This is a genomic window from Mycobacterium sp. IS-1742, assembly GCF_001500125.1.
Classification (GTDB): domain Bacteria; phylum Actinomycetota; class Actinomycetes; order Mycobacteriales; family Mycobacteriaceae; genus Mycobacterium.
Map to the genome: position 1 here is coordinate 23,542 of NZ_LQIV01000027.1, position 14,529 is coordinate 38,070.

Here is a 14,529-nt window from a genome sequence, read left to right on the forward strand (position 1 = left end):
CGCGATTAGCTCACGATTCAGTATCGCCACTCTAGTCACACCAGTCACGCCAGTAGCATCGGTTTCGTCGGAGCGTGGGCTCGAGAGAGGGAGTTCGGCGCGGTCGACACCGATTTGACCACTACGAGCAATAGCCACATGTAGTCCATGTATTGAGGAGACTTCCGTGCCGAACCGACGTCGCAGCAAGGCCTCGACAGCCATGAGCGCGTTCGCCGCCCTGGCCGTCGCAAGTCCAGTCGCAGCCGTGGCCGTGACCCAACTCTCGGGGTCCACCGATGCGCCTCAGCACCGTGAATTCGTCCAGGCCGCCATGGTCACCGATCTGCCCAGCGAGCTGATGTCCGCGCTGACCCAGGGGCTGTCCTCGTTCGGCATCAACCTGCCGCCGATGCCGACCGGCGTGCTGACCGGCACGCCGTCCGCGCCGACGACGCTGACCACTCCGGGACTCGGCGCACCGGGCCTGGCGTCGCCGGGCCTGACCGCACCGGGCCTGGCGAGCCCGGCTCTGACCACACCCGGCTTGACCACCCCGGGCCTGACGGCGCCCGGCCTGACCACACCGGGTTTGACGGCACCGGGTTTGACGACACCGGGTTTGACGACGCCGGACGCCAGCGTGCCGCCGCTGACCGCGACGGCCCCGGCTCTCGGTGACGCCGGCCTGACCAACCCCGCGCTGACCAGTCCGGGGCTGACCAGCCCCACCGGCGACCTCCCGGGGCTGACGGCACCCGGGCTGAGCACGCCGGGCCTGACCACGCCGACCCTCGACCCGGCGCTCACCCCGGTCTCCACCGGCGCCCTGCCGGTGCCGGGCGAGGTGCCGATCTCGGCGCCGCTGGGCGCGGATCCGACGCTGGGTACCTACCCGATCCTGGGCGATCCGCTGATGGCGACGGTGCCCACCGCTCCCGCGAGCACCGGGCTTCTGGGCGATCTGTCGAGCGCGGCCAACCAGCTCGGCGCCGGCCAGGCCATCGACCTGCTCAAGGGCGTCGTGGTGCCCGCGATCACCGGGGCCATCAAATCCGCGGCCCCGCCGGCCGGTGCCCCGCTGCCGCCGCCGCCGGCCCCGCCCGCCGCCCCGGGCATGTAGAAGTCCTGCATCGAAACGGCACCGCAGAAGCCATCGCGGCTCTGCGGTGCCGTTGCGATTTTATTTGGTTGCCGTTTTCGGCCGTGTCGAAACATGAGTAACAACTGACACATACGTAACATCAGTCCGTGCTGTCCCGCCGACCTGCGCCGTCGCTCTTCTTCACCGCGATCGCGGCGACGCTCGTGCTCCTGCCGTGGGCGATCAACGGACTGCCCGGCGACGACGAATCCGCGGGCCCCGGCGCCCCGACCCTGACCGAACAGCCGCTTGCCGGGCTCGGCGGCGGCGAGACCGTCCGCGAGATCCACCAGGACACCCCGTTCTCCATGGTGGCGTTGACCGCCGAGGACCTCACCGGAACCTCCGCGCGGGTGCGGGCCAAGAAGGACGACGGCTCCTGGGGGCCCTGGTACGAGGCCGAACCCCTCGAGGGCGTGGGCGAGGAGGCCGCCGCGCGGCGCGGCACCGACCCCGTGTTCGTCGGGCGCACCACCACCGTCCAGATCGCCGTGACCAGGCCGGCCGACGCCGCACCGAGCGCTCCCGCCCCCACCGAGCGCCGCAGTCCCGACCTCGGCTACGTGCCCGCCACCGTCGAGCAGCCGTTCGCCCAGAACATCAACGCGGTGCTGATCTCCCCGCCGCAGGCGCCGGTGGACGCCGCGCCACTGCCCAATGCCGTGCTCGCCCCGGGCGTCCCGCCGCGCATCATCACCCGCGCACAGTGGGGCGCCGACGAATCGATGCGCTGCGGTGCGCCGCGCTACGACGCCGCCGTCCGCGCCGGCGTGGTCCACCACACCGCGGGCAGCAACGACTATGCGCCGGAGGATTCGGCCGGGATGGTCCGGTCGATCTACGAGTACCACACCCGCACACTCGGCTGGTGCGACCTGGGCTACAACGCCCTGGTCGACAAGTTCGGCCAGGTCTTCGAGGGCCGCGCCGGTGGGATGGACCGCCCGGTCGAGGCCTCCCACACCGGCGGATTCAACATTGACACCTGGGGTGTCGCGATGATGGGCAACTTCGAGGCGGTGCCGCCCACCCCGATCCAGCTGCGCACCACCGGCAGGCTGCTGGGCTGGCGGCTGGGCCTCGACCGCGTCGACCCGATGGGCACCACGGTGTTGACCAGCGCCGGCGGCTCGTTCACCCACTTCCCGGCCGGCGCGACACCCAGGCTGCCGAGCATCTTCACCCACCGCGACGTCGGCAACACCGAATGCCCCGGCAACGCCGCGTACGCCGCGATGGGTGACCTGCGGGCCATCGCCGCCCGGTTCAACGCGCCGCCCGGGCCGGAGGATCTCGCCGAAACCCTGCGTGGCGGAGCGATTTTCGACCGCTGGATGAAGATGGGCGGGATGGCCTCCGCGCTGGGCGCGCCCACCTCGCCCGAGGCTGCCGGTGAGGGCACGGCCCGGTACGTGCGATTCGAACGCGGCGCGGTGTACTGGTCACCGGAAAGCGGTGCGGCCCCGGTGACGGGCGCCCTCTACGACGCCTGGGGTTCGCTCGGATTCGAACGCGGCGCGCTCGGGCTGCCCACCAGCGGCGAGATCCACGAACCGCTGTGGATCAAGCAGAATTTCCAGCACGGCACGTTGAACTTCGACCGTGAGAAGAGCACCGTCGTCCGCGTGATCGACGGTGTCCCGCTCGAACTGCCGCCCGCGTCGTCGCATGCGCCACCGGTGCAGTTGGAGCGGTTCACCGCCCCGATCAATCCCTGATCGGCGGCTACATCCACCAGCGTTCGAGGACCCGCGCCACCCCATCGTCGGAGTTGCGGGAGGTGACCTCGTCGGCCGCCGACACCGCCTCGGGATGCGCGTTGCCCATCGCCACGCCGTGGCCGGCCCAGCGCAGCATCGGCACGTCGTTGGGCATGTCGCCGAACGTCACCACGTCACCGGCGACCAGCCCGAGTGGACCCGCGAGCTCCTGGATGCCGCTGGCCTTGCTGATGCCCGACGGCATGACCTCGATCAGCCCGTTGTTGGTCGAGTAGGTGATGTCGCCCTCGACGGTGATGTGCTTGGCGAGTTCGGCGGCCATCTCGGCGCTGCTCGCCCCCGATTTGCGGATCAGCAGCTTGACGGCGGGGGCGCTGAGCAGGTCCTCGAGCGACACCTCGGTGTTGTCCGGGTTGAGCCATGCGTGCTCGTAACCGGGCGAGCTCACGAACTGGGGGGTGGCCGCGTCGTGGGCGGAATTGCCGACCCGCTCGACGGCCAGACCAGAACCGGGAATGACCCGGCCTGCGATCTCGGCGAGTTCGCTGAGCGCCTCGACGGACAGGGTGCGCGCCGACACGATGCGGTCGGCGGCCGGGTCGTAGATGACGGCGCCGTTGGCGCACACCGCCATCGGCGCCAGGCCCAGCCCGTCGACCACCGGCCTCACCCAGCGGGGTGGGCGCCCGGTCGCGAGCACGAACTGCACCCCGGCGTCGACGGCGGCGTGCACGACCGCACGCGTGCGCGGCGAGACCTTCTCGTCGTCGTCGAGCAGCGTGCCGTCCACGTCGGTGGCGATCATCGCGGGCAGTGTCATGTGGGGGATGTCATCTCGTCCGTCTGCCTTCTGCCCGTCTCCGGGCCCGTTCCGCCAGTTCCGCCTCGTCGAGACGTCTGGCCTCCTCGAGGGTGGGCGCGCTGCCTCCCAGCCTGCGCGGCACCCAATACTGCCCGGCGGGCATGGGGTAGTCGGCCTGCGCCCGCGCGAGCAACGCCTCCATCGACGCGCGCAATGTGACGCTCACGTCGGCCACCGACCCCGCGGGCGCCATCGGCTCGCCCACGGCGACCGTGACCGGGATCCGCCTGCGGCCCAGCGCGCGGGGGTGGTCCTTGGTCCACACGCGCTGCGCACCCCAGACGATGACCGGCACGATCGGCACCCCGGCCTCGATCGCCATGCGCGCCGCACCGGTCTTGAATTCCTTGAGTTCGAAGCTGCGGCTGATCGTCGCCTCGGGATACACGCCGACCAGTTCACCGGCGCGCAGCGCCTGGACCGCGACGGCGTATGCCCCGGCCCCCGCGCGGCGGTCGACCGGGATGGTCCCGGTGTGCCTGATCAGATAGCCGACGATCCTGACCTGCTCCATCTCCGCCTTGATCATGAACCGCATGCGCCGGCCGCGGGCCTTGGCCGCCAGCGCCGCGGGCAGGAAGTCGACGTAGCCGGTGTGGTTGATGGCCACCACCGCCCCGCCGCGATCAGGAAGGTTGTCGAGTCCGTGATAGGTGATCCGTGTCCCGGTGACCCTGGTCGCCGCCTCCGCGACGATCTCCAGTGTGCGAAAGACGGGCTCCACAGGCGCTACTCCGGCGCCCCGCCGGGCCCGGACCGCTCGGCGCGCCGGGCGGCCTTCTCCGCCGCCTCCTCCATGTCCATCCGGTTGGCCTCCGCCAGCGTCGGGGCGCCGCCGCCGAGCCGGTGCGGCACCCAGAACTCGCCCGGCGGATGCGGACCGTAGGAGTCCTGCACGCGTTCGAGCAGATGCTGCATCCGATGGTGCAGCAGTGCGGACAACTCCGGCGCGGGCAGCGTGGGCTCGATCGGTTCGCCGACGGCGATCGAGATCGGCACCTTCGGGCGGGCCAGCTTCTTGGGGTGCCCCTTGGTCCAGATCCGCTGCGCACCCCACACGATGTGCGGGACGATCGGCACCTGCGCGGCGATCGCCATCCGCGCGGCCCCCGACTTGAACTCCTTGATCTCGAAGCTGCGGCTGATCGTCGCCTCGGGGTACACGCCGACGAACTCACCGGCCCGCAACGCCTGGCACGCGTGCTCGAACGAGGCGGCGCCGCTCTCCCGGTCCACCTCGATGTGGCGCAGGCTGCGCATGATCGGGCCGGTGATCTTGTGGTCGAACACTTCCTTCTTCGCCATGAAGCGGACCTTGCGGCCCAGGCCCTGCCGGTAGGCGGGCAGCCCGGCGAAGGTGAAGTCGAAGTAGCTGGTGTGGTTGATCGCGATCACCGCGCCGCCGGTCCTCGGCAGGTTCTCGACGCCGGTGACGGTGAACTTCAGGCCCTGCAGGCGCCAGGTCAACCGCGCGAGCTGGATGACTGTTCCGTATACCGGTTCCACACGGCCAGCGTAGTGCGCGACACCACAGCGGCGCGGTGAGCGGTGCGCCACCGGCCGCGCGAGGCGGTCCGCGCCCGTCGCGCCCCTTAGACTGAGGCGACGACGTCATGCGCACGACACCGTGTGCAGGAAGGAAAATGTGCAGGTCACCAGCGTCGGACACGCCGGCTTCCGGATCGACACCAAGGCGGGCAGCATTCTGTGCGACCCGTGGGTCAACCCGGCCTACTTCGCCTCGTGGTTCCCCTTCCCGGACAACACCCGGCTCGACTGGGACGCCCTCGGCGACGTCGACTACCTGTACGTCTCCCACCTGCACAAGGACCACTTCGACCCGAAGAACCTGAGCGAGCACGTCAACAAGGACGCGGTCGTCCTGCTGCCCGACTTTCCGGTGCCGGATCTGCGGCGTGAGCTGGAGAAACTGGGTTTCCACCGGTTCTTCGAGACCACGGACTCGGTCAAGCACCGCGTCAGCGGCCCGAAGGGCGACCTCGATGTGATGATCATCGCGCTGCGGGCGCCGGCCGACGGCCCGATCGGGGACTCCGGACTGGTGGTCGACGACGGTGACACCGTCGCGTTCAACATGAACGACGCGCGGCCCGTTGATCTCGAGGTCCTGGCCGCCGACTTCGGCCAGGTCGACGTCCACATGCTGCAGTACTCGGGCGCGATCTGGTACCCGATGGTCTACGACATGCCCGCCCGCGCCAAGGAGGCGTTCGGCACGCAGAAGCGCCAGCGTCAAATGGACCGGTGCCGCCAGTACATCGCGCAGGTGGGCGCCACCTGGGTGATCCCGTCGGCGGGGCCGCCGTGTTTTCTCGACCCGGAGCTGCGGGACCTCAACGACGACCACGGCGATCCGGCGAACATCTTCCCCGACCAGATGGTGTTCCTCGACCAGATGCGCAGGCACGGCCACGACGGCGGCCTGCTGATGATCCCCGGATCGACCGCCGATTTCACCGGCTCCGAACTCCATTCGCTGACCCACCCGTTGCCCGACGACGAGGTCGAGGCGATCTTCACCACCGGCAAGGCGGATTACATCGAGGCGTTCGCCCAGCGGATGGCGCCGGTGATCGCCGCCGAGAAGGCGACATGGGCGCCCGCACACGGCGACTCGCTACTCGAACCGCTGCGCGAGAAGTTCGAGCCGATCATGGTGCAGAGCGACCAGATCTGCGACGGCATCGGCTATCCGGTCGAGTTGCGCATCGGCGCCGAGACGGTCGTCATCGATTTCCCCAAACGTGTTGTGCGCGAACCTATTCCGGACGAGAAATTCCGCTACGGATTCGAGATCGCCCCCGAACTGGTGCGCACCGTGCTGCGCGACGGGGAACCGGACTGGGTGAACACCATCTTCCTGTCCACCCGGTTCCGCGCCTGGCGGGTCGGCGGTTACAACGAGTACCTGTACACGTTCTTCAAGTGCCTCACCGACGAACGGGTGGCCTACGCCGACGGGTGGTTCGCGGAGGCCCACGACGATTCGGCATCGATCACGATGGGCGGGTACGAGTTCGCGCGGCGCTGCCCGCACCTCAAGGCCGACCTGTCGAAGTTCGGTGTGGTCGAGGGCAACACGCTGACCTGCAATCTGCACGGCTGGCAGTGGAACCTGGACAACGGACGCTGCCTGACGACCAAGGGCCACGAACTACGGACGGGACCGCTGTGACAGCACCGCGGCAGTACTACGACGACGGTCAGATCCAACTCGACAAGCACGCGATCACGTTGCGGCGCTACCACTTTCCGTCGGGCACCTCGAAGGTGATCCCGCTGCGGCAGGTACGCGGCTACAGCGCCGAACCGCTGGGGTCGTTCGTGCACCGCTTCCGCATGTGGGGCAGTTCGGACCTGCGTCGGTGGTTGCCGCTGGACATGCGCCGCCCGTTCAAGTCCACCCTGGTCACGCTCGACGTGGCCGGCAACCGGTGGCGTCCGGCCTTCACACCGGCCGACCCCGACCGGTTCACCGCGATGCTCGACGAGCTGCTTGACCACCAGCCCGGCGGATGAGGTGGCGGGCGACCGTCACCACGGACTGCTGGTGGCGTTCGGACAGCTGGGTGAGCATGGCGAAGGCCGCGGCGGAGTCGATCCCGAAACGCTCCATCAGCAGGCCCTTCGCCTGACCCACCGTGTCGCGGTTGGTGAGTGTGTGATGGAGGCGCCGTTCACGGTGCGCCGTCTCGCTGATCACGGCGGCGTTGCAGGCGAACACCGCCGCGAGGGCCCCGGCGTCGCCGGCGAAGGCATTCGGGACCTCGGCGGCCAGTGTGAGTGCGGAACGGGTGTGCTCGCCCGTGGTGAGCGGGAAGGACGCCAGCGATCGGACCGGTAGCGCCCCGGCGTTGGCCACGAAGGTCGGCCATCGGCCATCGGTGACGACGTCGATGACGATCTGCGGCTGCTGCGTCCGCACCGCATCGATGCCGGGACCCTGCAGGAAACACTTCTGGATGTCTTCGAGGGTCTCGGCCAGACGGTCTGTCGCGGCTCGGGGCTGCACCCCTCCGCCGTCGTCGATCACGGTGATTCCCGCGTGGTCGACCGGATCCAACAGCCTGACGGCCGCAGCGGTGATCTTGCCCCACACCCCTGACGGGTCGGCGGTGATCACCGCGCACATGTCGCGGCAGAACGACGCGATCTGCAGCGCCGTGTCCGTGACAGCCGGTGTGGTGCTGCGCTCCGGCATGCGTGCCCCTACGTCCGCTTGCGACCGGTGACGGCTCTCACGGCCCGCGCCCCGAGCAGCGCCGACACCGCCCACGGGCCCGCGACGATGAACGGGTCGAGCCACATGTGGTTGCGGTCGACGCGTTTGGTGTTCGTGCGGGCCGCCAGCCCGTTATGGGTGAACTCGGCCTTGATCCCGCTCTGGGTGATCGGGTTGTCCGGGCGCAGGCTCGCGAACGACTGCAGGTGATGTTCGACGGCGTCCACCCGGTCGGCGAGGATCAGCAGCAGCCAGTGCGCGGCCTTGCCCTCGCTGTGTTCGGCGTAGGCGTACTTGCGGATCGCCCCCGACAGGCCGCGCGGCGGGGCTGAGGTGCCGAAGACCGGGGTGAGGAACTCGTGCTCGATCGAGCGTTCCCGCGGCCACTTCTCGGGTTGCCGCTCCGGGAAATCCCAATGCGCCCCGGTCGGTTCGGACCGAAGCTTGGGCACCGACGGGCGGTCGGCGGGGTCGAGGTCGGCCCCCCAGCCGGGGATGCGAGCGCGCAGTTCCTCGGACGACGGGACGGGCGGATGGTCTGCGGTGTAGGTCATGTCAGTCCTCACGCTGCGCTGGGAACGATGATCGGCTTGATGCAGTTGTCGAGCTTGGCGGAGAAGATGTGGTACCCCTCGGAGATGTGCTCGAGCGGAATCCGATGTGTGACAATCTCACTCGGCTTGAGGTAGCCGTTCTCGATGTGCGAGAACAACCGTGGCCACTGCCGTTTGGCGGGACACTGGTTCATCCGCAGGGTCAGACCCTTGTTCATCGCGTCACCGAACTTGACCGCGCTGAAGATCGGCCCGTAGGCCCCCATCACCGAGACGGTCCCGCCCTTGCGCACCGAGTCGATCGCCCAGTTCAACGCGACGGGTGAGCCGCCCTGCATCTTGAGTTTCGCGGCCGCCACGTGCTGCAGGAAGTTACCGTCGGCCTCGGCGCCCACCGCGTCGATGACGACGTCGGCACCGAGACGGCCGGTGGCCTTCTTCATCTCGACGACGATGTCGTCGTACTCGGCGAAGTTGCGGGTCTCGGCGTGGGCGAACGTGCGGGCCTTCTCCAGGCGGTACTCGAGGTGGTCGATGACGATCACCCGGCCCGCCCCCATCAGCCACGCCGACTGGGCGGCGAACAACCCGACCGGTCCGGCGCCGAACACGGCCACCACGTCGCCCTCGACGATGTCGCCGAGTTGCGCGCCGAAGTATCCGGTGGCCAAGGCGTCGGTGCACATCAGCGCGTCCTCGTCGGAGATGGTGTCCGGGATCAGCGAGGGCCCCACATCGGCGAACGGCACCCGGACGAACTCGGCCTGACCACCGTCGTATCCGCCGCAGGTGTGCGAGTAGCCGTAGATGCCGCCGACGGCCGTCGCGTTCGGATTGACGTTGTGGCAGTTGGAATACAGGCCGCGGGCGCAGAAGTAGCACGACCCGCAGCAGTAGATGTTGAACGGCACCATCACCCGGTCGCCGGGTTTGAGGTTCTGCACCGAAGGGCCCACCTCGTGGACGACGCCGATGAACTCGTGTCCGAACGTCATCCCGACCCGCGTATCGGGCATCATCCCGTGGTACAGGTGCAGATCGGAGCCGCAGATCGCGGCCAGCTCCACCCGCACGATGGCGTCGTTGGGATGCTCGATCCGCGGGATGTCCTTCTCTTCGACCCGGATCTTGTAGGGACCGCGGTAGACCATGGCACGCATGACCCTGCCCATACCCGGCCGGGATGCGGCGAAACGGCACCCGGCCGGAGGACGGTAGAACGCCCGGGCGGCTACCGCGTGACGACGGTCTGCCGCAGTTCCGACGTCTCGCCGGACTCGGTGTCGTAGACCCGGACCACGGCCTCGTCGCCGGGTTGCAGGAACGTCGACTCCCCCAGTTCGGTGTAGCGCGTCGCACCGATTCCGATCAGCACGTGCTCGGGGTGGCCCGCCGCGGCCATCAGTGCCCCCACGTCCTCCAACGGGGTGTCGGCCGAACCCTTCTGGTTCGCCAGCCGTTCCACCACCCAGTCCAGCAGGACCTCGCCGTAGTAGGAGTAGCCCAGCAGCGGGCTGTCGACGCCGTACGCGTGTTCGTGCCCGTCGCGGTCCCGCAGGAAACACACCAGCCGCAGGGTGGCGGTGGGCCCGTCTGGCGTGAGGTCGCCGATGTCGAAGAACTGCGCGGCGACGCCCTTCGACGACGCCCCCCAGTTCTTCTTGTCGCTGATCTTGGCGGCGCCCGGCCTGCGGATCGAGCAGTCGTTGAACGCGCCGAGCGCGAAGGGGTCGAGCCGGACGACGGTGTCGCCGTGCCAGACCACCCGGCAGGCCAGCCCGACCTCGGGCTCGATCTGCAGGTTGTGCGGTTCAGGGAACTCACGGCTGTCGGGCAGCACGATGCGGTCGTGGGAGAGCGGGAACTGGCCGAGGAAGCCGTCGAGGCCGGGGCCGTACCACGGGAAGATGCCCTTCGGGGCCTGCCCCTCGGAGGTGACGTTGACGAAATCAGCTGCCTCACCGGCCTGTTCGAGGTGCCCGGCGAAGTTGCCCGCCACCCCGAAACCGAACCACGAGCGCAGATCGTCGAGTCGTAGGTCGATCACGGTTCGAGCACCTCCGTTCCGACGTACGGCACCAGGGCCGCGGGCACCCGCACGCTTCCGTCGGGCTGCTGATGGTTCTCCAGGATTGCGACGAGCCACCGGGTGGTGGCCAGCGTGCCGTTGAGGGTGGCGGCGATCTGCGGTTTGCCGTTCTCGTCGCGGTAGCGGGTGGACAGCCGCCTGGCCTGGAAGGTCGTGCAGTTCGACGTCGAGGTCAGCTCACGGTAGGTCTGTTGGGTGGGCACCCATGCCTCACAGTCGTACTTGCGTGCGGCCGACGATCCGAGATCGCCTGCGGCGACGTCGATCACGCGGTACGGCACCTCGATGTGGGCGAGCATCTCGCGCTGCCAGCCGAGCAACCGCCGGTGTTCGTCCTCGGCGTCCCCGGGCCGGCAGTAGATGAAGCCCTCGACCTTGTCGAACTGGTGCACGCGGATGATGCCCCGGGTGTCCTTGCCGTAGCTGCCTGCCTCCCTGCGGAAGCACGACGACCACCCGGCGTAACGGCGCGGGCCCGCGGACAGGTCGAGGATCTCGTCGGCGTGGTAACCCGCCAGCGGGACCTCCGAGGTGCCGACGAGGTACATGTCGTCGGACTCGAGGTGGTACACCTCGTCGGCGTGGGCGCCGAGGAACCCGGTGCCCGCCATCACCTCCGGGCGCACCAGCACCGGCGGGATCACGAGGGTGAACCCGTTGTCGGTGGCCAACCGCACCGCCAGTTGCATGAGCCCCAGTTGCAGCAGGGCGCCGCGGCCGGTGAGGAAGTAGAACCGCGATCCGGCCACCTTCGCGCCGCGCTCCATGTCGATCAGCCCGAGCGTCTCGCCGAGTTCGAGGTGGTCCTTCGGATCGGCGATCGGCGACGGTTCCCCGACGACGTCGAGCACCGCGAAGCAGTCCTCACCGCCGGCGGGGACCCCGTCGATGACGACGTTCGAGATCGCCATGTGCGCGGCGGTGACGGTGCGGTCGGCGTCGGCCTGCGCGGCCTCGGCGGCCTTCACCTGCTCGGCGAGTTCCTTGGCCTGCGCCAGCAGCGCCGGCCGCTCCTCCGGGGAGGCCTTGCCGACCCGCTTGCTGGCCGCCTTCTGTTCGGCGCGCAGGTTGTCGGCCGTCGACACCGCGGCGCGACGGGCCGCGTCGGCGTCGAGCAGGGCGTCGACGAGCGCGGGATCCTCCCCGCGCGCCCGCTGCGAGGCGCGCACGGCATCGGGGTTCTCGCGCAGCAACTTGAGGTCGATCACGGCCGCAACCCTACTTTTGCCCGGCCGCTCCGAACATCTCGAGGTATCCGACGGCGTCGGCGGTACCCGCCCGGCACAACCGCGTAACTTTACAACCGCATCACTTGTCACAGCACCTGACACGCCTGTCACAATGGAGCGGATGTTCGAGGCACCAGAACGCGACCGCTCTGCGGGCGACGCACGCGACACGGCGCCGTGGTGGCACAGCCTGCAGGCCACGTCTACCCGGCGCGCGTTGCTGTTGACCGCGCTCGGCGGGTTGCTCATCGCAGGTTTCGTCACCGCTCTGCCACGCACCGAGGGCACCAACGGCCCCGGCCTGAGCGCCAGCGCGATCACGCTCGGCCCACGCGGCAACGACACGTTCAACCACGCCAAGAGCGGGGACTGCCTGAACTGGCCCGAACGCAATCCGGACGGGGCGCAGATCGTCGACTGTAAGGACGACCACCGCTTCGAGGTCGCCGAATCGGTCGACATGCGGACCTTCCCCGGCAGCGAGTACGGCCCGGACGCCGAACCGCCGTCGCCGGCCCGCATCCAGCAGATCAGCCAGGAGCAGTGCCAGGCCGCCGTGCGCCGCTACCTCGGCCCGCGCTTCGACCCGAACAGCCGCTTCACCATCAGCATGATGTGGTCCGGCGACAAGGCGTGGCGCCAGGCCGGTGAGCGCCGCATGCTGTGCGGTCTGCAGTTGCCCGGCGCGAACAACCAGCAGCTGGCCTTCACCGGCAAGGTCGCCGAGGTCGACCAGTCGAAGGTCTGGCCCGCCGGTACCTGCCTGGGCATCGATCCGGCCACCAACCAGCCCACCGACATCCCGGTCGACTGCGCGGCGCCGCACGCCATGGAGGTCACCGGGGCGGTCAACCTCAAGGAGAAGTTCCCCGGGGCCCTGCCGCCGGAGCCCGAACAGGACACGTTCATCAAGGACGCGTGCACCCGGATGACCGATGCCTACCTGGCGCCGATCGAGCTCCGCAACACCACGCTGACCCTGATCTACAGCACGATCTCGCTGCCGAGCTGGACCGCGGGAAGTCACCGGGTGTCGTGCAGCATCGGCGCGACGCTCGGCAACGGCGGGTGGTCGACGCTGCTCAACAGCGCCAAGGGCCCGCTGCAGATCAACGGACAGCCTCCGGTGCCGCCGCCGGACATCCCCGAGGAACGGTTGAACCTGCCGCCGATCCCCGACGCGGTCGACACGTCGTCGCAGCAGAGCGAGCCGGACTACAGCCAGTCCGAGCAGACCGAGCAGACCGAGACCACCCAGACTCAGCACGGTCCGCAGCGACGAGGCGACACGCTGGCTGTCACGACTGCGCGAAGGCGTGCCCACACCGCCGGAGGGCGGCCGATGAGCGGCAGGCTGGTCCTGGTTCGGCACGGACAGTCGCACGCCAACGTCGAACGGCGTCTCGACACCCGCCCGCCCGGTGAGTCGCTGACCGACCTCGGCCGCGAACAGGCCCGCACCTTCGCGGGTGGGCTGGTGCGGCCGCCGGGTCTGCTCGCGCATTCCCTCGCGCGCCGGGCGGCCGAGACCGCCGCCGAGATCGCCGCGGCCGCGACCGTCGACCCGCTCGAGTTCGACGGCCTGCACGAGGTGCAGGTCGGCGAACTCGAGAACCGTTCCGACGACGAGGCCATCACCGAATTCGAGTCGATCTACGAACGCTGGCAGCGGGGCCACCTCCACGTGCCGATGCCCGGCGGGGAGACCGGCGACGAGGTGCTCGACCGCTACGTGCCGGTACTGACGCAGCTGCGCCTGCGCTACCTCGACGACGACGCCTGGCACGACGACATCGTGGTGGTCAGCCACGGCGCGGCGATCCGGTTGGTGTCGGCGGTGCTGGCCGGGGTCGACGGCACCTTCGCCCTCGACCACCACCTCGCCAACACCGAGTCGGTGGTGCTCACGCCCGTCACCGACGGGCGCTGGAGCTGCGTGCAGTGGGGCACCCGGACACCGCCGTTCTACCCCGAACCCGACGCCGACCCTGTGCGCGATGCGCTGGAGTCGAGCGATCCGATGGGCTGAGCGGCCCGCTCAGATCGCGGCGCGCTCGGACGCCGACTCGCCGCAGCGGCAACCCACGGCCTCGCAGTCGATGCTGAACGTGTGCACCACCTCCGGAGTGGTGCAGTCGTCCTCGGTGCATTCGATGCGGAAGCGGGCGTGGTGGATGACGGTGCCGTGGCAGTGTTCGAGCCCGGCCCCACACTCCCGGCACTGGCTGCTCATGACCTCGTTCTTAGCACTGCCCACGGACAGATGGGGAGTGCCGCGCTCACGCCCAGCCCAGTTCATGAAGCCGGTCGTCGTCGATGCCGAAATGGTGCGCGATCTCGTGGATCACGGTGATCGCCACCTCCTCCACCACGTCCTCGTCGGTGTCGCAGACGTCGAGCAGCGCGTCGCGGTAGATCGTGATGGTGTCGGGCAGCGCGCCGGCGTAGGTGGTGTCGCGATCGGTGAGCGCGATGCCCTCGTAGAGCCCGAGCAGTTCGGGTTCGTCGGGATGGCGGTCCTCGACGAGCACCACGACGTTGTCGATGGCCGCGGCCAACCTGGGTGGGATGAGGTCGAGCGCATCGGAGACCAGTTCGTCGAACCGCTGCGCACTCATCCGTACGGCCACGCGGTTACGGTCCCGGCGGTGGAGGCGGCGGCACGGGTTCGCCCGGCGGTGGGGGAGCGCGCGAGCAGACCCGGCGGC

Annotated in this window: 15 protein-coding genes; 5 read left to right on the forward strand and 10 right to left on the reverse strand. The window is 69.4% G+C overall.

The features are described from left to right. Nucleotides 1-166: 166 nt before the first annotated feature. Together AU196_RS17090 and AU196_RS17095 are read left to right on the forward strand one after the other, a co-directional pair. Nucleotides 167-1,102: a hypothetical protein gene (locus AU196_RS17090; RefSeq protein ID WP_059096279.1), complete on the forward strand. Its 936-nt coding sequence runs from the start codon at nt 167-169 to the stop codon at nt 1,100-1,102. 128 nt (nt 1,103-1,230) lie between these two features. Further along, complete coding sequence (locus tag AU196_RS17095) at nt 1,231-2,841, forward strand: N-acetylmuramoyl-L-alanine amidase (protein ID WP_059096280.1); 1,611 nt, start codon at nt 1,231-1,233, stop codon at nt 2,839-2,841. A gap of 7 nt (nt 2,842-2,848) precedes the next feature. On the opposite strand, the gene AU196_RS17100 is transcribed toward AU196_RS17095, so the two are convergent. Genes AU196_RS17100 through AU196_RS17110 form a run of 3 tightly spaced genes read right to left on the reverse strand, consistent with a single transcriptional unit; the run spans nt 2,849 to nt 5,212 of the window. After that, nucleotides 2,849-3,664: a Cof-type HAD-IIB family hydrolase gene (locus AU196_RS17100; RefSeq protein ID WP_059096281.1), complete on the reverse strand. Its 816-nt coding sequence runs from the start codon at nt 3,662-3,664 to the stop codon at nt 2,849-2,851. 10 nt (nt 3,665-3,674) lie between these two features. Next, nucleotides 3,675-4,430, reverse strand: coding sequence for a lysophospholipid acyltransferase family protein (locus AU196_RS17105; protein WP_059096282.1), 756 nt, complete (start codon nt 4,428-4,430; stop codon nt 3,675-3,677). A 5-nt stretch (nt 4,431-4,435) separates the two neighbouring features. Continuing rightward, complete coding sequence (locus tag AU196_RS17110; RefSeq protein ID WP_059096283.1) at nt 4,436-5,212, reverse strand: lysophospholipid acyltransferase family protein; 777 nt, start codon at nt 5,210-5,212, stop codon at nt 4,436-4,438. Nucleotides 5,213-5,351: 139 nt separating this feature from the next. On the opposite strand from AU196_RS17110, the gene AU196_RS17115 reads away from it, so the two are divergent. Together AU196_RS17115 and AU196_RS17120 are read left to right on the forward strand one after the other, a co-directional pair. Continuing rightward, nucleotides 5,352-6,902: an MBL fold metallo-hydrolase gene (locus tag AU196_RS17115; protein WP_059096284.1), complete on the forward strand. Its 1,551-nt coding sequence runs from the start codon at nt 5,352-5,354 to the stop codon at nt 6,900-6,902. Beyond that, on the forward strand, nt 6,899-7,246 hold the full coding sequence (locus AU196_RS17120) for a hypothetical protein (RefSeq protein WP_059096285.1): 348 nt from the start codon (nt 6,899-6,901) through the stop codon (nt 7,244-7,246). The genes AU196_RS17115 and AU196_RS17120 overlap by 4 nt, the downstream gene beginning before the upstream one ends. Here AU196_RS17120 and AU196_RS17125 read toward each other — a convergent pair. The 5 genes from AU196_RS17125 to serS form a co-directional block, all read right to left on the reverse strand. Next, entirely contained in the window at nt 7,200-7,928 is a 729-nt protein-coding gene (locus AU196_RS17125; RefSeq protein WP_059096286.1) for a GAF and ANTAR domain-containing protein, read from the reverse strand. The genes AU196_RS17120 and AU196_RS17125 overlap by 47 nt on opposite strands. An 8-nt stretch (nt 7,929-7,936) precedes the next feature. Continuing rightward, complete coding sequence (locus tag AU196_RS17130) at nt 7,937-8,503, reverse strand: hypothetical protein (protein ID WP_059096287.1); 567 nt, start codon at nt 8,501-8,503, stop codon at nt 7,937-7,939. Nucleotides 8,504-8,511: 8 nt separating this feature from the next. Continuing rightward, nucleotides 8,512-9,663 carry a zinc-dependent alcohol dehydrogenase gene (locus AU196_RS17135; protein ID WP_059096293.1) on the reverse strand — a complete coding sequence of 384 codons (1,152 nt, stop codon included), beginning with the start codon at nt 9,661-9,663 and terminating at the stop codon, nt 8,512-8,514. A gap of 71 nt (nt 9,664-9,734) precedes the next feature. Continuing rightward, entirely contained in the window at nt 9,735-10,547 is an 813-nt protein-coding gene (locus tag AU196_RS17140; RefSeq protein ID WP_502687270.1) for a DUF5718 family protein, read from the reverse strand. Beyond that, nucleotides 10,547-11,800 (reverse strand): serine--tRNA ligase, encoded by a 1,254-nt coding sequence (serS, locus tag AU196_RS17145; protein ID WP_059096289.1) that lies wholly within the window; start codon nt 11,798-11,800, stop codon nt 10,547-10,549. The genes AU196_RS17140 and serS overlap by 1 nt, the downstream gene beginning before the upstream one ends. A 133-nt stretch (nt 11,801-11,933) precedes the next feature. On the opposite strand from serS, the gene AU196_RS26440 reads away from it, so the two are divergent. Further along, nucleotides 11,934-13,850 carry a septum formation family protein gene (locus tag AU196_RS26440; RefSeq protein ID WP_157546423.1) on the forward strand — a complete coding sequence of 639 codons (1,917 nt, stop codon included), beginning with the start codon at nt 11,934-11,936 and terminating at the stop codon, nt 13,848-13,850. Between the two features lie 9 nt (nt 13,851-13,859). On the opposite strand, the gene AU196_RS17155 is transcribed toward AU196_RS26440, so the two are convergent. After that, nucleotides 13,860-14,054, reverse strand: a complete 195-nt coding sequence (locus AU196_RS17155; RefSeq protein ID WP_059096290.1) for a hypothetical protein — start codon at nt 14,052-14,054, stop codon at nt 13,860-13,862. A gap of 46 nt (nt 14,055-14,100) precedes the next feature. Further along, nucleotides 14,101-14,451, reverse strand: a complete 351-nt coding sequence (locus AU196_RS17160) for a metallopeptidase family protein (RefSeq protein ID WP_059096291.1) — start codon at nt 14,449-14,451, stop codon at nt 14,101-14,103. Between the last annotated feature and the right edge of the window lie 78 nt (nt 14,452-14,529).